This window comes from Acinetobacter sp. Gutcm_16 (assembly GCF_028649355.1).
Classification (GTDB): Bacteria; Pseudomonadota; Gammaproteobacteria; order Pseudomonadales; family Moraxellaceae; genus Acinetobacter; species Acinetobacter johnsonii.
The window spans coordinates 1-19,259 of sequence record NZ_JAQSUV010000028.1 but is presented as its reverse complement, the minus strand read 5'-3'; the positions used below and the strand labels follow the sequence as shown (position 1 = coordinate 19,259).

20 protein-coding genes are annotated in these 19,259 nt (G+C 40.7%); 11 read left to right on the top strand and 9 right to left on the bottom strand.

Annotated features, from left to right (window positions below; genetic code table 11):
* The first annotated feature begins 184 nt into the window (after window positions 1-184).
* Together ychF and PTT44_RS06895 are read left to right on the top strand one after the other, a co-directional pair.
* Complete coding sequence (gene ychF / locus PTT44_RS06900) at window positions 185-1,276, top strand: redox-regulated ATPase YchF (RefSeq protein WP_125274615.1); 1,092 nt, start codon at window positions 185-187, stop codon at window positions 1,274-1,276.
* A 189-nt stretch (window positions 1,277-1,465) separates the two neighbouring features.
* A complete protein-coding gene (locus PTT44_RS06895) occupies window positions 1,466-1,804 on the top strand; it encodes a hypothetical protein (protein ID WP_125274614.1) in 339 nt (112 codons plus the stop codon).
* Window positions 1,805-1,861: 57 nt separating this feature from the next.
* Here PTT44_RS06895 and PTT44_RS06890 read toward each other — a convergent pair whose 3' ends face one another.
* On the bottom strand, window positions 1,862-2,401 hold the full coding sequence (locus PTT44_RS06890) for an Mpo1 family 2-hydroxy fatty acid dioxygenase (RefSeq protein ID WP_168159326.1): 540 nt from the start codon (window positions 2,399-2,401) through the stop codon (window positions 1,862-1,864).
* A 117-nt stretch (window positions 2,402-2,518) separates the two neighbouring features.
* Here PTT44_RS06890 and PTT44_RS06885 point away from each other — a divergent pair, with 117 nt between their 5' ends.
* Complete coding sequence (locus tag PTT44_RS06885) at window positions 2,519-3,214, top strand: Crp/Fnr family transcriptional regulator (RefSeq protein WP_159153755.1); 696 nt, start codon at window positions 2,519-2,521, stop codon at window positions 3,212-3,214.
* 302 nt (window positions 3,215-3,516) lie between these two features.
* Here PTT44_RS06885 and PTT44_RS06880 read toward each other — a convergent pair whose 3' ends face one another.
* On the bottom strand, window positions 3,517-3,999 hold the full coding sequence (locus PTT44_RS06880; protein WP_004693449.1) for a hypothetical protein: 483 nt from the start codon (window positions 3,997-3,999) through the stop codon (window positions 3,517-3,519).
* Between the two features lie 101 nt (window positions 4,000-4,100).
* Between PTT44_RS06880 and PTT44_RS06875 the strand changes: the two genes are divergently transcribed.
* From PTT44_RS06875 to dapC, 5 genes are all read left to right on the top strand, one after another.
* The gene (locus PTT44_RS06875; protein ID WP_168159329.1) at window positions 4,101-4,853 is read left to right on the top strand and encodes an AzlC family ABC transporter permease; all 753 of its coding nucleotides are present in this window, start codon (window positions 4,101-4,103) and stop codon (window positions 4,851-4,853) included.
* The gene (gene ygaH, locus PTT44_RS06870) at window positions 4,850-5,197 is read left to right on the top strand and encodes an L-valine transporter subunit YgaH (protein ID WP_168159330.1); all 348 of its coding nucleotides are present in this window, start codon (window positions 4,850-4,852) and stop codon (window positions 5,195-5,197) included. Before PTT44_RS06875 ends, ygaH begins: the two co-directional genes overlap by 4 nt.
* Before the next feature lie 233 nt (window positions 5,198-5,430).
* Window positions 5,431-6,645, top strand: coding sequence for a formate-dependent phosphoribosylglycinamide formyltransferase (gene purT / locus PTT44_RS06865; protein WP_171527550.1), 1,215 nt, complete (start codon window positions 5,431-5,433; stop codon window positions 6,643-6,645).
* 28 nt (window positions 6,646-6,673) lie between these two features.
* Complete coding sequence (glnD, locus tag PTT44_RS06860) at window positions 6,674-9,340, top strand: [protein-PII] uridylyltransferase (RefSeq protein WP_159128266.1); 2,667 nt, start codon at window positions 6,674-6,676, stop codon at window positions 9,338-9,340.
* Between the two features lie 24 nt (window positions 9,341-9,364).
* Window positions 9,365-10,534 (top strand): succinyldiaminopimelate transaminase, encoded by a 1,170-nt coding sequence (dapC, locus tag PTT44_RS06855; protein ID WP_168159332.1) that lies wholly within the window; start codon window positions 9,365-9,367, stop codon window positions 10,532-10,534.
* A gap of 109 nt (window positions 10,535-10,643) precedes the next feature.
* On the opposite strand, the gene PTT44_RS06850 is transcribed toward dapC, so the two are convergent.
* The 5 genes from PTT44_RS06850 to msrB form a co-directional block, all read right to left on the bottom strand.
* Complete coding sequence (locus tag PTT44_RS06850; protein ID WP_171527563.1) at window positions 10,644-12,734, bottom strand: TonB-dependent siderophore receptor; 2,091 nt, start codon at window positions 12,732-12,734, stop codon at window positions 10,644-10,646.
* Window positions 12,735-12,903: 169 nt separating this feature from the next.
* Window positions 12,904-13,347 (bottom strand): LysE family transporter, encoded by a 444-nt coding sequence (locus PTT44_RS06845; protein ID WP_273795573.1) that lies wholly within the window; start codon window positions 13,345-13,347, stop codon window positions 12,904-12,906.
* A gap of 225 nt (window positions 13,348-13,572) precedes the next feature.
* The gene (locus PTT44_RS06840; protein ID WP_168159792.1) at window positions 13,573-14,379 is read right to left on the bottom strand and encodes an AraC family transcriptional regulator; all 807 of its coding nucleotides are present in this window, start codon (window positions 14,377-14,379) and stop codon (window positions 13,573-13,575) included.
* A gap of 66 nt (window positions 14,380-14,445) precedes the next feature.
* Window positions 14,446-14,928, bottom strand: coding sequence for a glutathione peroxidase (locus tag PTT44_RS06835; RefSeq protein ID WP_004980122.1), 483 nt, complete (start codon window positions 14,926-14,928; stop codon window positions 14,446-14,448).
* On the bottom strand, window positions 14,925-15,344 hold the full coding sequence (msrB, locus tag PTT44_RS06830) for a peptide-methionine (R)-S-oxide reductase MsrB (protein WP_005399615.1): 420 nt from the start codon (window positions 15,342-15,344) through the stop codon (window positions 14,925-14,927). Before msrB ends, PTT44_RS06835 begins: the two co-directional genes overlap by 4 nt.
* A 227-nt stretch (window positions 15,345-15,571) precedes the next feature.
* On the opposite strand from msrB, the gene PTT44_RS06825 reads away from it, so the two are divergent.
* Together PTT44_RS06825 and PTT44_RS06820 are read left to right on the top strand one after the other, a co-directional pair.
* Complete coding sequence (locus tag PTT44_RS06825; RefSeq protein ID WP_168159714.1) at window positions 15,572-17,002, top strand: pyridoxal phosphate-dependent aminotransferase; 1,431 nt, start codon at window positions 15,572-15,574, stop codon at window positions 17,000-17,002.
* A gap of 139 nt (window positions 17,003-17,141) precedes the next feature.
* Entirely contained in the window at window positions 17,142-17,345 is a 204-nt protein-coding gene (locus tag PTT44_RS06820; RefSeq protein ID WP_004980128.1) for a KTSC domain-containing protein, read from the top strand.
* A gap of 25 nt (window positions 17,346-17,370) precedes the next feature.
* Here the strand turns inward: PTT44_RS06820 and PTT44_RS06815 are convergent, their stop codons facing one another.
* Both PTT44_RS06815 and PTT44_RS06810 read right to left on the bottom strand, forming a co-directional pair.
* A complete protein-coding gene (locus tag PTT44_RS06815) occupies window positions 17,371-17,973 on the bottom strand; it encodes an O-methyltransferase (protein WP_216076774.1) in 603 nt (200 codons plus the stop codon).
* Between the two features lie 32 nt (window positions 17,974-18,005).
* Complete coding sequence (locus PTT44_RS06810) at window positions 18,006-18,224, bottom strand: DUF1653 domain-containing protein (RefSeq protein ID WP_168159715.1); 219 nt, start codon at window positions 18,222-18,224, stop codon at window positions 18,006-18,008.
* A 238-nt stretch (window positions 18,225-18,462) separates the two neighbouring features.
* Between PTT44_RS06810 and PTT44_RS06805 the strand changes: the two genes are divergently transcribed.
* Window positions 18,463-19,259, top strand: a 797-nt coding sequence (locus tag PTT44_RS06805; protein WP_273795568.1) for a thioredoxin family protein, incomplete at its 3' end; no start/stop codon positions are given.

Sequence of the window (19,259 nt, the reverse complement as noted above, 5' to 3'; positions counted from 1 at the left end):
CAATGATCTACATGCAACGGATCTCTTAAATCTAGTTCCTTTATTAAAAGAAAAGGCTTAAATGAGGAGATTCTGCCCACAACATGATTTACAACTTTGATTCTTCTCCCCTGAGACCTGACTTTGTCATGGCTTTCATGTAAAATCACTGGCAATTTTTATATAACACGTTGTGAGTTATTTCATGGGTTTTAATTGCGGTATTGTCGGCTTGCCGAACGTTGGTAAATCTACACTTTTCAATGCATTGACTAAAGCTGCTATTGCTGCTGAAAACTTCCCATTCTGTACCATTGAACCAAACACAGGCATCGTTCCTGTGCCAGATCCACGTTTAGACAAATTAACAGCGATTGTAAAACCTCAACGTGTGATTCCAACGACGATGGAATTTGTAGACATCGCAGGTTTAGTTGCTGGTGCATCTAAAGGTGAAGGCTTGGGGAACCAATTCCTTGCAAATATCCGTGAAACGGATGCGATTGCTCACGTTGTACGCTGTTTTGAAGATGAAAACGTCATTCACGTTAACGGTAAAATTGACCCGCTTGATGACATCGCAACCATCAATACGGAACTTGCACTTGCTGACTTAGAAACTGTGACAAAAGCAGTGACTCGTTTAGCAAAATCTGCAAAAGGTGGCGACAAAGAAGCGCTCGCAACCAAAGCGGTTTTAGACAAAATTTTACCTTTACTTGATGAAGGCAAACCTGCTCGCGCAGCTGACCTAGACGACGACGAACGTAAACTAGTTCGTGGTTTTGGTTTAATGACTTTAAAACCAACCATGTATATTGCGAACGTTGCTGAAGATGGTTTTGAAAACAACCCACATTTAGATGCTGTGAAAAAACTGGCAGCTGAAGAAAATGCAATCGTAGTTCCGCTTTGCAACCAAATCGAAGCTGAAATTTCACTGCTAGAAGACGAAGACCGTGCTGAGTTCCTTGAAGCTTTAGGTATGGAAGAACCAGGTCTAAACGTAGTAATTCGCGCGGGCTATGGTCTTTTAGGTTTACAGACTTACTTCACGGCGGGTGTACAAGAAGTTCGTGCTTGGACCGTTAAAGTAGGTGCAACTGCACCACAAGCGGCGGGTGTGATCCACACTGATTTCGAAAAAGGCTTTATCCGTGCTGAATGTATTGCTTATAACGATTTCGTTCAATACAACGGTGAAGCAGGTGCGAAAGAAGCAGGTAAATGGCGTTTAGAAGGTAAAACATACATCGTTCAAGACGGTGATGTTCTACACTTCCGCTTTAACGTATAAGTCGTTCCAAGTATAAAAAACCCGATACCCATCGGGTTTTTTTATAAGCTTAAACCAAGCTTAAAAACAGCATTAAATAACATATGAACACCTGATCCGTTTGGATCTCACACAATATTATAACTTCTATTCTTTCGTATTATCGCTAATTTAATCACAGGCACTAATGCCTTCATTGAACAAACGAAAATGAAAAAGATCAGCACATTTATTGCAGCAGGTTTATTCACAACGCTTAGCGCTACAGCATTTGCATGCCCACAAGGAACAACACCGTCGGGTGGTACAGGTGCAAATCATAAAGGTGGTAAGTGCGTCGCAACCATGAACGTGACGAAACATGATCAGGTAATGAAACAAGACAAAACAGCCAAACATGATCCAGCCATGAAGCAAGATAAAATGGTGAAACATGATTCAATGAAAGCCAATGAAATGGCCAATAAATCCCATAAAGATGCTCATGCTCCAAGCCCGAATACACCCAAAGCTCAACCAGATACACATAAAGTCGCGAAGACATCTTAAAACAGCAGAAAAAAGCCAGTGAAATTCACTGGCTTTTTTCTCGATAAAATAATTCAGTTAATGTGATGTCACAGAGACATGTTTATCATCCATTGCAGCACGCTGTTTACGCGCTTCATCTAACATACGTTGTTCGATGTCTTTTCTAAAACCAAGCATAAACACCATTTCCGCCAAAACAAATAATGGTCCGATAGCTAGGCCAATCACATCATCCATAAAGGCCGGTTTTTTCTTCTCATAGAAATGCCCGACAAACTGGAACGCCCAGCCGACGACAAAAATACCAATACTTAGACTTAACCAAAGTCCCAAATCAAACTGTGAAATTTTATATGCCAATGGATAAGCCATGGCATAGATTACTAACATGATCACACCAAAAATTCGATCTAGGCTTAAGTAGTAAACAATACTCGCTAATATCAAAACCATCGCCAAGGTAATTTCAAAACTGCCAATAGTCATGCCAGCTCTTGCGGTTAAGCACATAATTGAAAACACAATCAACGGAATACCCACAAAGTGGGTCACGATATTTTTATGATCAAGATGATAAGCTGCATACTGACTTAATAATTTTTCTAATTTATTCATACTGTATTTCCTTATTGCATGATATTGATCACGATATAGAATAACTTTAAAGGAAAACAGCTCATAAAGTTGTCGTCGACCTGACAAGTTGCTCGATCAATCACGAAAGGACGCGGAATGCTGGAAGTTCAACATCAACAACAATTACTCAATAACAATTGGTTCGCCAAACTACCACAAGCCTATCAACAGTATATTGTGCAACATGCCAAATATATTGAGGTTGCAAAAGACCAAGCTGTTTTTCACTCTGGAGATTTATTTAATGGCATCTATGCAGTCTTGAACGGCGCAATTCGTTTAGGTCATGTCGACATTGAAGGTAAAGAAGCCGTTGCAGCAATCGCTGAACCAATTATGTGGTTTGGAGAAATTTCATTAATAGATCAGCAACCGCGTTCGCACGATGCGATTGCTATTCAAAAAAGCACCCTACTCCATCTGCCTAAACGCGATGTTGAGGAATTTATCCAAGCCACCCCAGAATTTTGGTTTCATATTGCACAGCTTGCTTCGCAGAAGTTACGCCTCGCTTTTTTAGAACTGATCGCAATCCAAAGTCAAAATATCAGTCAACGACTGGCTCAACGCTTACTGTTTATTTTAAGCGGTTATGGCAACCATCTGTCGATTACCAATGATGAAATCCATTTATCACAGGAGCAACTGGCTCAAATGCTGATGTGTTCACGCCAAACCATCAACCAAGAACTTCAAAACTTAGAAAAACAAGGAATACTGGCAATTGCTTTTAAAAAGATTAAGATTTTAGATCCTGCAATGCTGCATAAAATGGCACATAGCTCAGAATAGACAATCAAGCGTGCTCCTTAAGAGCGCAATTCAATATAAAAAAGATGTATAAAAATATTGCTACACGGCGTAACGTCTTGACTATTTTTCTCAACGACTTTGGACTGCTGTGGCAGCATTTGACCAATAATTAATGTAAACATCACAACAACTAATTTTTTAAATTAACCCTTAAAATTCGACTTAATTCCGATATTTTACTACATTGGGATAATTTACTATTTTTATTACATTTTTCATTAAAGCTACAACCATAAAAAAGCGAGTTTTAAAAACTCGCTTTTGGGCATGCTATATCAGTCTTAGACGCCTACTTTTTTAGGATCCGTATTGCCTAAACTTGGGTTATCAATTGCGCCCCGACATTGTGCTTTATCACGTTCATAATCGCTCTGTTTCTGTGCGACACTTGACGAACCGTCTAAGGTCTCACGTGCCCACACTTCTAAACTGGTCAAGGCTTTACGACACAGGGCGTATTTTCCTTCGGTCACCGAATCTGTCATTTTGACATTAATACGCCAGTCCGTACTGAGTTTACGTGCAGGATGACGGACTTTGGCTTCAATCTGATCCAATTGCTTGTTATAGACCAAGCCATCTACTTCATTGATAAACACCCAAGCACGCTGGGCATATTCCGTAGCATCATTGGTAATTTTTGGCGCGGCCTTAATTTCTACTTTTTGTTCAGGAGCTTGCTCTGACTGCCCACAAGCTTGTAAAAGTAAACTGCTTACAATTATAGCAGTCAGCCCTAAAGTACGTAATTCGAGCTTCAACATGGTTAAACGCCTCAACAAACAATTGGGCACTATGCTAGTGAATTCAGTTACAATACACAATCAATTTTGACCTATTGATAAAGTCTTCTTCAAGGTGTGTTGTGTCCGAACTTAATCCCACTCCTGCACAAGCTGCTGGCTTTTGGCAAGGGGCTAAGGATAGCCAAGCGATTATCTTTACCTATCTGCCTGTTTCTTTTGCCTTTGGTGTATCTGCAACCCAGTTTGGCTTTAGTGCATGGGAGGCTTTATTTTTATCCTGCTCAATGTATGCAGGAGCCAGTCAGTTTTTAGTAGTTGCACTATTGGGTAGTGGCACGTCTATTTGGATGACTGCCCTCACTGTAATTGCTCTAGATATTCGTCACTTACTCTATGGCCCTGCGCTACAAAACTTAATTCAAGATAAACTGAACTTAAAAAAAACCGCTATTTGGTCATGGGGGCTAACCGACGAAGTTTTTGCCTCAGGCATGATTAAACTGTCACAACGTCGCCAAGAGTGGTCTGAGTCTTGGATGCTGGGCTTAAGCCTGTTTAGTTGGCTCGCATGGGCTACCGGTTCTTTTCTAGGGGGAATGTTTGCAGACCAAGTCAGTCATTTACCCCAGTTTTTACAAGCCGCTCTAGACTTTCTATTACCTGCACTGTTCTTAAGTTTCTTATTGGCAGCATTTGAAAAGAAACACACTTTTGTGGTGGCTGTGACCATTCTTGTATCTGCCATTGCCTGCTATTTTATTGACGTATCTGCTGCAATTTTTATTGGTATCAGTTCGGGTATATTTGCAGGTTTGTTTAAGCACTATGTACTGAAAAAACCAGACCCTGAACATATGGGAGGTCAATCATGAATATCGAAATTATTTTGATCGGCATTTTAGTGGGTATTGCAAATTTTGCCTCACGCTTTGGCCCATTCTTCGTCATTCAAAAATTCCAGCAAGGTTCACAAAAGCGCGGTGCCTTATGGTTAAAAATCGCATTGGGTTCGATTGGTATCGCGGCGATCAGTTCGATGCTCGTGTTTGCCACCTTGCCACCACTGTTAGATACACCCAATAAAAGTTTTGCCATGTTGGTCGGCTTTATCGTATTAGCTGGACTTTATTTCAAGTTTAAGCAAATTGTCCCTGCCACACTCACCGCAGCACTGAGCTACGGCTTGGTTTATACCTATATTCCTATGCCTTTTTAACCCATATCTTAAATCCATCAAAACCTGATGTGCTATTTGAAGCGATCAGCTGTGCAAGACATTTCAAGCTTGATTGGAAAAGTTTATTTAGCATCCTTTCGCATGAAAATTTTGACTTTGTAATACACCGCTTTATAAAAAAAATTGTTGGACAATATCATTAATTTATGTGAATGAACCCTGAACACTTTTAAGAGTTCTGCTATGCTAAAAGCCCATAAAATCAAGCATGGATGATTTACATGAGCGTTACTATTGGTACTCCACTTCAGCCTTCAGCATTTAAAGTTCTGCTATTGGGTTCTGGAGAGCTTGGGAAAGAAGTTGTGATTTCTTTACAACGTTTAGGTGTAGAAGTTCATGCTGCTGACCGTTACGATCATGCTCCTGCAATGCAAGTGGCACACTATGCCTATACCTTAAATATGGCAGATGCGACAGCGCTTAAACAACTCATTCAGGACGTTAAGCCAAACCTAATTGTTCCCGAAATTGAAGCCATTGCAACGCAAGTATTGGTTGAAATCGAACAAGAAAATATTGCCACAGTCATTCCCTCTGCAAAAGCGGTCAATTTAACCATGAACCGTGAAGGCATCCGTCGTTTAGCTGCGGAAGAACTGGGCTTACCGACATCGGCTTACCGTTTTGCAGATACTTTAGAATCTTTCCGTGCTGCATGTGATGACATTGGTTATCCAAACTTTGTTAAACCAGTCATGTCCTCTTCTGGTAAAGGCCAATCCCGCGTAAAAGAATTTTCAGAAGTAGATGCTGCTTGGGAATATGCACAAACAGGTGGTCGTGTAAATCAAGGAACAGTAATTGTAGAATCACAAATTGATTTTGATTTTGAAATTACGCTATTAACAGTACGTTCAAAAAACCCTGAAACGGGTGAAATTGAAACTTCGTACTGCGACCCAATTGGTCACCGCCAAGACGCGGGCGACTATGTGGAAAGCTGGCAGCCTCAAGCCATGACACCAGCGGCCCTTGATGAAGCAAAGCGTATTGCCAATAAAGTCACCATCGCATTGGGTGGCTGTGGTATTTTCGGTGTAGAACTCTTTGTCAAAGGCGATAAAGTGTGGTTTAGTGAAGTATCACCACGCCCACATGACACAGGTCTTGTGACGCTTGCCTCTCAGTTCCAAAGTGAATTTGAACTACATGCACGTGCGATTTTGGGCCTACCTGTAAATACAGCACGTCATAGTGTTGCAGCGAGTGCCGTCATCTATGCAGGCGTAGATGATAATAACATATCTTTTTCTGGCTTAAATCTTGCTTTGGCAAACCCAAATACTGATTTACGCATTTTTGGAAAACCAGAAGGCTTTACACGTCGCCGTATGGGCGTTGCGACAGCACGTGCTGAAACAACCGACCAAGCGCGTGAACTAGCAGCACAAGCTGCTGGACAGGTGAGCGTTCATCAAAATTAAGCGTTGTTAAAATATACGGATACGGTTCATGATCAATACTTCTCCACTGCTTAACTATGTCAGCAGCAATCACGACATCAAAGCTATTAATCAATGGCGTAGTGATGTCGAAAATCAATTACAAGAAAGTTTTGATCATGGCCAATCCATCCGCGATGTCATTTTAACGCGTTCAAATATGACCGATGAAGCGCTTATTTTCCTATGGAAATATGCAAAACTCGATCAGACAGACTTAAGTTTATTTGCTGTCGGTGGCTATGGTCGCCGGGAGATGCTGCCTTACTCAGATGTAGACATCATGATCTTGTCTGAGGATGAGTTTAGCGAAGAACAAGAAAAACTCATTTCAGTCTTTATTTCCTCACTTTGGGATGTCGGCAATTTCAAACCCGGTATTAGTGTACGTACCATTGCCAACTGTGTTGAACAAGCAACCTCCGACTTAACTGTTGCTACTGCCCTCATTGAGTCCCGTTTAATTACAGGCAATGAACACTTAGCTAAATGGCCGCGACGCATTGTTTCGCAAACATGGACAGATAAAACCTTCTATGATGCAAAAATGGAAGAACAGGCCAAACGCTATGCACAGCATAACTTTACGGAAAGTAATCTAGAACCCGATATTAAAAACGCGCCGGGTGGCATTCGGGACATTAACCAAATTGGTTGGATTGCTAAGCGGCATTTCCGCGTCAACCGTATTTATGACTTGGTGCATTTAGGCTTTATTTCGGAGTTTGAGTTAGGTGTATTAGAAGAAGCCGAAAGCTTTCTCTGGGAAATTCGTCATCACCTACACCGCCTCACTAAACGTGATGAAAACCGTTTACTGTTCGACTATCAACGTGACATTGCCGCAAAGTTTGGCTATGTGCGTGAAGAAGGTAAATCACCGAATTATCCAATTGAACAATTCATGAAGCGTTATTATCGAAGCGCGCAACAAGTCACCACGCTGAATGAAATGCTGTTGGCTTATTTCAATGAATCTGTGATTACCCCACGCCTGCCGAACTATGAGCGTAACATTGAAGAAATCAATGAAAATTTTAAACTGGTCGACGGTAAACTAGCGGTTCAACACCATAAAATTTTCTCTGAAAATCCAAGTGCTATTTTAGAAATTTTCTATATATTGGCCAATCGACCTGAAATTACAGGCATCCGAGCACGTACGCTACGACTGTTAATTTTGGCAGCTAAACGCATTGACCAAAAATATAGAGATAATCCAGCGCATCAAGCCCTGTTTATGGCCATCATTCGCTCACCTCATCGCTTATACGAAACCATGGTAGCAATGAAACGTTATGGCGTTTTAGGTAACTATATTCCTGCGTTTGGGCAGATTATGGGGCTAATGCAATATGACTTGTTCCATATCTATACGGTCGATGCACACACCTTATTGTTACTGCGCAACTTAAATCGTTTCAAAGAACCTGAATTTGCCAAAGATTTTCCCGTGGTAAGTTCCGTGTTTCAGCGCCTAGCCCGTCGGGACATTGTCTATTTGGCTGCCATTTTCCACGATATCGCCAAAGGCCGCGGTGGAGACCACAGTGAGCTGGGTGCAACCGATGCGATTGAATTCTGTCGTAGTCATGGTTTTACCGAACGTGAATGCAACCTTGTCGCATGGCTCATCCAAAACCATTTGCTCATGTCTGTCACTTCTCAAAAGAAAGATATTTCTGACCCCGATGTGGTTAAAGCGTTTGCTGAGAAAATGGGCGATATGGAACATCTCGACTATCTATATACGTTGACTGTTTCAGATATCAATGCAACCAATCCTTCACTTTGGAATACGTGGCGTGCTTCTCTCATGCGTCAGCTCTATACCCATGCACGTGACGTGATTCGCTCAGGTTTAGGCCGTCCTGTGGACTATCAAATGCTCATCGAGGACACCAAGTTTTCTGCCAGCGAACAACTGGTCGAAGAGTTTGCTCTAGATGATGTCGAAAAAGTCTGGCAAGAACTGGGGGATGAATATTTCCTCAAAGAATCTGCTGATGAAATTGCTTGGCACACACGTGCTATTTTACAGCACGGTGACAACCCTGAACCGCTTGTTTTGATGCGTGCACAGCGTAAATTTGCTCAAGATGCAGTGCAAATCTTTATTTATACCCAAGATCAGCCCAACCTGTTTGCAACAACGGTTGCTATTCTCGATCGTATGAACTTGGATGTACAAGATGCGCGTATTATTACCGCGACCAAAGCATTTAGCTTAGACACTTATGTCGTTCTTGACCGTTTTGGTACGCTGCTAACCGACCCTGAACGTGAAGCAAAAGTACTCTCAGCATTAAAAGATGCCTTAGCCAATTCAGATAAATACCCAGGACTCATGCAACGTCGCATCCCACGTCAGCTACGCCATTTCGACATTGAAAACACCGTTGATATTACGCTGAATGAAGCACTGCAACAAAACATGGTTGAAATTGCAACACTTGACCATCCCGGCTTACTTGCCAAAGTAGGCGGGCTGTTTATGATGCAAGGTTTAGATATTCACTCTGCTAAAATTGCCACCCTAGGTGAGCGTGCCGAAGATATTTTCTTTGTCACCAAAAAAGATGGTCAACCCATGACCGAAACTGAAGCTGAAACTTTTGCTGCACAACTAAAATCAGCCTTAGATGAAGCCTCTAGTCAGGTCTGTGGTCAACATTAACAATACACACTGGTATTTTGTTTCATGAACTCGAGTTTACCCCTTTTACACCCTTATCCTTTTGAAAAGTTGAATAAACTATTTCAGGATATTACTCCCGCAGACTTACCTCTCATTCCACTCTCGATTGGTGAGCCTAAGCATCCTGCACCCGAGTTTGTGAAACAAGCCATTATCGATAATTTTCAGCATTTATCGACCTACCCAAACAGTAAAGGTATACCCGAGTTACGCACCAGTATTGCAAACTGGCTAACCCGTCGTTTTCAACTCAATCAGATTAGTGCAGAAAACAATATATTGCCTGTTTCGGGCACACGTGAAGCAATTTTCTCTTTTGTGCAGGCATTGGTAAATCGTGAAGATGCACCTTATGTGGTGATGCCTAACCCGTTCTACCAAATTTATGAAGGTGCCGCTTTACTTGCTGGGGCAAAACCGTATTTTGTAAATTGCACCGAAGAAAATGGTTATCTCGGTGACTTTGATGCTGTGCCTGCTGAAGTCTGGGAGAAAACAACCCTGTTATTTGTCTGTACACCGGGTAACCCAACAGGTGCGGTGTTATCAAAAGAACAATTCAAAAAATTAATCGCACTGTCAGACCAATATGGTTTTGTGATTGCATCGGATGAATGCTATTCAGAGCTTTGGTTTGATACTGCACCTGTGGGCCTACTCGAAGTTTGTGCTGAAATAGGCCGAGATGACTACAAAAACTGTGTCGTATTCCACTCACTGTCTAAACGCTCAAACTTACCAGGTATGCGCTCTGGCTTTGTCGCGGGTGATGCAGCTTTACTCAAGCCTTATTTGCAATACCGTACGTATCATGGTGCGGCGATGCCTGTACAGCACCAACTGGCTTCGATTGCAGCATGGGATGACGAAGCACATGTTGAAGAAAACCGTGTGCAATATCGTGCAAAATTTGATTTATTTCAAAAGGAATTGGGCCATATACTGCCCCTACAAAAACCAGATGCAGGTTTTTACTACTGGTTAAAAGTAGATAATGACGAAACTTTTGCAAAAATGCTCATGGAAAAAGCACATGTCAAAGTACTTCCAGGACGTTACTTGTCACGCGATACTGAGCAAGGTAACCCAGGCGAAAACCATGTACGTCTTGCTTTAGTTGCCGATCTTGCTCAGTGTGAACAAGTGATTGAACGCTTAAAAGCGATTTTATAATCCAAGAATAAAAAAAACCGCCGATAACGGCGGTTTTTTTAAGCCCTAAGATACGAAAATAAGCAGTACTTGAACTCACCCATCTACCATAATCAAGAAGTGCGTCAAATTACCATTTATAAGTAACACGTAAATCTACTGTACGTTCTGCGCCATAATAGCAATAGAAAGAACATGCACTGATATATTTCTCATTGGTTAAATTGCTTGCATTCACCTGTACATCTAATTGCTCATTTAATGGATAACTCGCCATAGCATCAACTAAAGTATACGAATCTACATTATAACCTGAATAATATTGCTCATCATTACTGCTACCAACATAACGAACACCTGCGCCTAATCGTAAACCATTAAGCAAGTTCTCATTGATAAACTTATAATAAACTTTACCCGAGACCATATGATTTGGAATAGCAGGAGTCCTAATTGTATTGGTTGTACTTAACTCTTGCTCAGAATCATTATGCGTATAAGCAAACTGAGTAGACAAATTATCTGTTAGGTTCAGGTTTGCCTGTAATTCCACCCCTTTATTGGTGCGCTTTCCAGCTTGCACTTGTATATTTGAACTGTCCGCAACCAGTGCATTTTTTTCGGTCAAATCAAAATATGCCAGTGTAATTTCACCATCCACCCATTCAGGTGCATATTTCACCCCAACCTCATATTGCTCGCCCTCATACGGTTTATAGGCACGATTATATCCATCTATCCCTGTTGATGGTCTAAATGAAGTTGAATAACTTAAGTATGGCGAAAAACCTAATGGTGCATGGTACATCAGCCCCGCATTATAAGTTGTTTTATCTTCATCGTAATCAGGAGCTGTTTTACCGTCTTGAGTTGCCTTACCTTTAGCATTGTCTTGACGAATCCCTAGATTCAAGTCAATGAGATCATTCCAATTCATTTGATTAGATATGTAGACACCCAATTGTTCCGTTTCTAAATGATAAGGTAGAGCTGAAACAGCAAAATTTGAGTCATGAACTGGATTAAACATATCCATTGGCGGCGCCGAACCAAATCCGTTATTTACACCATCTGTTTTATTTTTAAAATAGTCGAGACCAAACATGACGCGGTTTTTAAAATCACCAAAGGTAAAATCTTTAATCAAGCGGTTATCAATACTACTGGTTTCTGACACTCCATCCGTCAAGCTGTAACCACGATAAGCCAAACGATCATTATCAGAAGACCATGCGAATGTACTAAACAAATAGTTATCCATTCGGTTCCATTTAAAGTTTTGAGTAAAAATCACACCAGAATCAAATTCGTGAGAAAACTCATAACCCGCAGAATATTGCTCCACCTTTAAACGATCAATTTCAGGCTCACCCAAATTCGTATGTGGATCAATTTTTCCATAAGGCGTATCAATCAATGAGCCATAAGCGGGCATAAAACCTGCGGTTGGAACACCATCTTTTTTCAAGTAGCTTGTGAGTAAAGTAAAATGCGTTTGATCTGAGATATCCCATGCAATACTTGGCGCAAAATAGTAGTGCTTCATATAAGCACCTTCAAGTTGGCTATCACCTTGACGATATAACCCGACTACGCGATATCTTAAAGAGCCATCCTCATTAAATAGTCCAGTATAGTCTGCACTGGCTTCTCGTTTATCCAAATTTCCAGCGATTAAGTTCAATTCACCTTTTGGCTCTAAACCTGGACGCTTAGAAACAAGGTTCACATTACCACCAGTCTGGGATGAACCATAGTTGAACGAGTTAGCACCTTTCACGATTTCTAACGCTTCCAAACCATAAATTTCAGGTTCCCAAACAAAAAAGCCATTTGGCGCTAAAGGTGTGCCATCTAAAGTTTGACTTGCATCAAATCCTCGAACTTTAAACCATTGAGATTTATTATCCGAGCCAAAAGGTTGGGCAAGAATACCTGCTTCATAACCTAAGGCAGCATCGAGTTTATTTACACCCGAGTCCTTAATCTGCTGTTCAGTAATAATACTCGTTGAAAGAGGTTGCTTTACTAGATCGCCTCCTGCTTTTTCTGACGAACCAACTACAACAATTGTTTCTAGTGTCTGAACATCATTACTTTGTTCTGAAACACTGTTTTTAGGTAGTTCAGAGCCAGCTCGTACTGAAACTTCCGCAGCATGTGAAATACTGTACCCAGATACACATGCCATCATTAACACCAATGGTTTCAGCTTAACCATTTCCTACCCTTTTTCATCAATCTAAAATTCGAGCCTGATAGTAAATGAGAATTGATCTTAGTCAAACTGATTTAATTCTCATTTAAATTGTAAATTCAAATGAGAATTAATTATTTCATTGTTATAACTTATGACGTCAGACAACTGATTGACTTTTACTTTAAGATTCTCATATTACTAGTCCATCTAATAGCAAAATGATTGCAAAAAATGCAAAGCAGCAACCTGACATCTTATAAATCCAGTTGAGTCGCTGGATTAAAAAATGATTCCAAAGCTTGCAACTCAATAACTTAAGCAACAGCAGATTCCACATCAGAACCACAGTCACCATCCAGAGACTCATTAAAAGCAAGGTATAAACATCAAACTTAGAATAAACCAGCAATATCAAACTACTATAGAACATCATATTTTTAGGGTTCAGCAAACTTGACTGTAAACCTTGAGTAAAACATAGAATTTTAGTTTGATGAGGTGCAGGATCACGCGCTTGAACTTCAACATTTTCATGATGCTTATAGCGAAAACACTGCATAGACAAATACAACAAATACGCAACACCTAATCCGCGTAGCAACATCAGAACATAAGCATGATATGCCCAAGCCACCCCAGTAATGTAAAAATAAGCGCTAAAATAAAAGCATTCCCAGCTACAATACCGAAAACTGTATATCGTGCTCTTCTTTGACCACTGTTTAATGCCGTCATCAGAATCAGGAAAAATCGGGGCCAGGAGAAAGCAAAGCCACAAAATGCGTCACAGCAATAACAATAAAAAGCTCCATTGCTTATCTCTCTTTAAAAGTGAGACAAGCCTAACGACGGATGAAGTTCAACTCTTGGATAAAATTGCGCGATGTTGCTTTTGATAGAGCTTAGGCGTGGTGCCTGTTAAACTTTTAAAAACACGATGAAAATGACTTTGGTCACTAAAGCCCAGCATATAACTGAGTTGCGCTATATCCATGCCTTGTTTTAAAAAGGTGCGTGCATAATTAATTTTATGATTCAATTGATAAGCGTGCGGCGTCATACCTAAAGACGATTTAAATAGCCGAATGATGGCATACCGACTCAACTGGACTTCTTGCGACATTTGCTCTAATGATAAAAACACGTCAGCATCCTGAATCATCGATAAAAGCTGCTTAAACTCTTGCTGTGCATAGTGTTGAGGAGCAAGAAATTCTAATTGAATATATGGAAATAAAAGCTCAGTAAGTGTTGTGATTAAGCTTTGTTCTTTTTCCCAATAAGACAGTGCAGTATCAAATAATTGACTGTTAAGACAACTAAAGTCATGATACATCTTAGGCTGTTTATACAGCACGGGTTTGAACTGCGGTATGTCTTGATAAGTATCTTTATGTGCTGTTTCTTGTAATAACTGATTCAACCAATGTGCATCTAAATGCATCATTTGGTAGCTCCAAGCCTGATCTGGAACAGGATTACACGCATGTTCTACATGTGCAGGAACCAATACCAAGGTACCCGCGTCTATTTGTTGCGTTCCAGCGAAGTGGCTAGTGAAAATACTGTTGCCTTGATCCACCGCTCCAATTGAAAATGTCGGATGACTATGGGCTTTATAACAAGCACGACTTGCACATGCCCGACGTGTTTCCACATAAGGCATGCGCGGATCACTCCAAAATTCAACTGAGGCGCCTTGCTCTTTAATCACTGACGACACATCAACCGATTATTGTTGTAATGCTTTTTCAATATCTGCCTGAATCGCTTCAGGCTTGGTGGTTGGCGCATATCGATTAATTACTTTGCCATCTTTACCAATCAAGAATTTTGTAAAATTCCACTTAATGCCGCTGCCGAGAATCCCTTTGCTGTTATTGGTTAAATAACGGAATATGGCATGGGCTTCAGGGCCTTTAACATCGACTTTGGAAAACATGGGAAAAGTCACCCCATAGTTTTTCTGACAATACGTTCCTATTTGCTCATTGCTACCCGGATCTTGCCCCCCAAACTGATTACAAGGGAAGCCTAACACCTCAAACCCTTGTGCATGATATTGCTCGTAAATTTTCTCTAATCCCGCAAATTGTGGTGTAAACCCACATTTACTGGCCGTATTGACGATGAGCAGCACTTCGCCCTCATAGTCAGCAAAGGATTTATTTTTTCCATCTAACAATTCCGCTTCAAACTGATAAATGTTGGTCATGGATAAGTATCCTCATCACTTTTTTCTTGTGTTTCTAGTTCTAATGAAGCCGAGTTTACACAGTAACGTAAACCTGTAGGCTCAGGTCCATCTGTAAAAACATGGCCTAAATGAGCATCACAGTGATGACATACAATTTCGGTACGCACCATGCCATGTGTTGTATCTTGATGCTCTTCTATCACAGTCGTATTGAGTGGCTTATAAAAACTTGGCCAGCCGCAACCACTGTCATATTTATTTTCAGAATTAAATAATGGCGTACCACAGCAACGACATACGTAAGTGCCTGCTTGTTTCGTATTCCAATATTTCCCCGTAAAGGCTGGTTCCGTCCCCTTTTGTCGCGTAATGCGAAATTCGTCAGGTGATAACTCTCTTTGCCATTCTCGGTCTGTTTTATTGAGTTTTCCCATGATCACGTCCCTTTCTATCTTGCTATTTAAAATAGGATAATCCTATATTTACGTGATTCAACTTAAAATTTCTAGTGTTTAGTTCACAATTTACAAAAGACCTATAATTCCAATAAAAGCAAAAAGAAAGCAATTTATAAAAATGGTAAGCAATTTATTTTCTTAAATGCTTTTTTGTGAGCAAATTTAGTGTTAGTCTTATTGACATTCTTGCTCAGGATTAAAAAATGTCGCAAAAAAAGAGCGTTATTTTTAAACATCTACTACCTGTGATTAAACAATACCAACAGGTGGGTTTTACGCATGAAAAAATTGTTGCTTTACTCAGAGATGAACATGATCTCGATCTAGTGACAACTGAAACATTTAAAAGCTATTTATACCGTTATGCAAAAGTGACCTCCACTCTTTCCGAGAACATCAAAATGCCGAACACTCTCCACACCCCACGCGAAATAAAAAAATCGTCTAAGCTCGAGCATGTATGCTACGACATCCGTGGACCAGTGTTACGAGCGGCCAATGAAATGGAAGAAGCCGGCCATAAGATTATCAAACTCAATATTGGTAACCCTGCACCGTTTGGTTTTGAGGCTCCTCAAGAGATTATTAATGATGTAGCTTTAAACCTGCCAAATGCAGTGGGCTATACCGACTCAAAAGGGATTTTCCCTGCGCGTAAAGCCATCTGTCAGTACTATCAGCAAAAAGGCATCTTAGATATGCATGTCAATGACGTGTATATCGGCAATGGTGTCTCTGAATTGATCGTGATGGCCATGCAAGGCTTGTTAGATGATGGTGACGAGATGCTCGTGCCAATGCCTGACTATCCCCTTTGGACGGCTGCGGTAAATCTTTCAGGCGGTACAGCTATTCATTATAAATGTGATGAAGAAAACTTTTGGTATCCCGATATTGCGGATATGGAGAGTAAAATCACACCACGTACCCGCGGTATCGTGATTATTAATCCAAACAACCCAACAGGTGCCGTTTATCCACGCCATGTACTTGAGCAAATCGTCGCATTGGCTAAAAAGCATGATTTGATTTTGTTTGCAGATGAAATTTACGACAAAATCGTTTATGACGGAATTGAGCATGTTTCTGTCGCAGCATTAGCTGGTGACCAACTCTGTATCTCTTTCAATGGTTTATCTAAAGCCTACCGTATTGCGGGTTACCGTTCAGGCTGGATGGCCATCACAGGCGATAGGTCTCGTGCTGTCGACTATATTGAAGGTTTGGACATGCTGGCTTCTATGCGTTTGTGTGCCAACCACCAAGCGCAGTATGCCATTCAAACTGCTTTAGGCGGCTACCAGTCAATCAATGATTTAATTCGTCCGGGTGGTCGTTTATACGAACAGCGTAATATCGCTTGGCAAATGTTGAATGACATTCCAGGCGTATCGTGTGTTAAACCTGAAGGCGCAATGTATTGCTTCCCGAAATTGGATCCAGAAATCTATCCAGTTCAGGATGATGAAAAACTGATGCTTGATCTACTTCGTGCGGAAAAAGTACTTCTGGTTCAAGGCACAGGCTTTAACTGGCCAACACCAGATCACTTCCGTGTGGTGTTCTTACCTGCTGAAAATGAACTACGTGAAGCCATTACCCGAGTAGGCCGTTTCCTTGCAAAAATGCGTTAATTGATCACTTAAAAAAACCGTACTTTATGTACGGTTTTTTTATTTACAAAACTGTAATACTTCACTTTTTAAGTTTGGCATAAGTTTAAATTAAGCAGCCACATTGCTGTGATTCCATTTAAATGATGGGGAGTCGCTTATGGGGACAATTGCGGTAACATCTTGGAAATACAATGCTTCCACACGCTATTTAAAAATTTTCTATGCCGATGGTTCAGGCGAGCTGTACCACCCTGTGCCTGAATTTATTTATAACAACTTAGTTCGATGTAATAATAAAACAGCCTTTGTTCATAAATATTTAGAATATGATTTGCACTTTACGCGCTTAAGTATTCATTAATTTTTGAAGCTCAAACAATCAGGATTTATCCTGATTGTTTTTCATGATCCCACGTCACCACCAACAAGCCCGCACCAATCGCCAGTGTAGACAGGTTAAACTGCTCGTCCTGCTGAATAAGCGCGATGAAGTCCGTGACTTGATCTGCATGCGATAGAACATTATCAACCACCAAAACGCCGCGTGAAACATACATTAGTCGTTTCAAATCTGGCCAATAGTCGACATAAGCATCACGTTCAGCATCTAGCAATATAAAATCAAAGATGGCTTGCGACTGCTTCAAATATTCAGCTGCGTCACCCACCCAAAACTCAACACCATTGGATAAATTGAAATCCGCAAGATGACTCGCGGCTTGTTGACTTCTCTCAGCATCAATTTCCAAAGTGGTTAATCGAGCATTCACTTGTTGCGCTGCATAAGCCAACCATAAGGTTGAGTAACCGGTTGATGTTCCTATTTCTAATACCTGCTGGGGCTGCTGAATATGAACCAGTTGCGCCAAAAATTGTGCAGACTCAGGCTCAATATTGCGAAAGCGCGCGATGCGATCTGTTTGCGTACTGTCATGTTCTTGAAAGTGTTGATATAAGGCCGATACTTTACTCAAAAATTCTGCACGCATAATCAAATCCCCTCTACTTTACTTAGCTTCGTTTATACTTTTTGAATCAGTTTAAAGCGCTCAACTTCACGGTCATCTTCTAGCATTACCGTTTCAGTAAACATGGAAAGTGGACGTACCCAAATCGAGTAATCACCATATAAACACTGATAAACCACCAGTTTTTCTTCAGTTTCACTATGCGTCGCTACATGTAAAACTTGATACAGTTGCCCTTTATAATGCTGATAGATACCACGCTGTAATTGCATCACTTGCCTCCCTATTTTTTAACTGTCTTGATCATACCTAATTTATACTGCCTAAACTGTAAATCAGTTGAAAAATCATTTAAATCCCCCATATAGCTTTATGAAATGATTGAAGAAAACATCTTTAAATCTATAAAACCGATTATTAAAATAAAAACAAACTGTTTTATCTATTTTTAGATTTACTCTATGATTCTTCTATCAAATAAATTTATAGACTGCTTTGGAGAGCTTAACAATGTTAGATCAAAATACTTCAGCTCAATTAAAAACACTTCTTGAACGCCTTGAAGGTCCGATTGAATTGGTTGCGACTTTGAATGGTTCTGAAAAATCAGACAAAATCAAAGAATTGGTTGAAGAGGTTGCAGCACTGTCTCCACTGGTGACTGCACGTTTTGATGGTCAAAACTCACGTGCACCCAGCTTTGGTGTAGCAAAAGCCGGTGAAGAGCCGCGTGTCTTCTTTGCGGGTTTACCGATGGGGCATGAGTTTACCTCTTTGATCTTGGCATTGTTACAAACCTCAGGTTATGCACCCAAAGTATCGGATGAAATTTTAGCTTCAATCAAAGGTTTAGGTATCCAGTCTGACTTTGACGTCTTTGTCTCTTTAAGCTGTCATAACTGTCCAGATGTGGTGCAAGCGTTGAACCTGATTGCTATTTACAATCCGGGCACGACAGCAACTATGATTGATGGTGCATTCTTCCAAGACGAAGTTGAAGAACGCAAAATCATGGCTGTACCGATGGTGTTCCAAGATAATAACGATATCGGTCAAGGCCGTATGACCTTGGAAGAGATTGTTGCCAAACTGGATACCAATTCTGCGGCCAAAGAAGCTGAAAAGCTCAATGCCAAAGATGCTTTTGATGTTTTAGTGATTGGTGGTGGTCCTGCAGGAAATACCTCTGCCATTTATGCCGCACGTAAAGGCATTAAAACGGGGATTGTAGCTGAACGTATGGGTGGTCAAGTCATGGATACCATGGACATTGAAAACTATACCTCGATTCAAAAGACTCAAGGGCC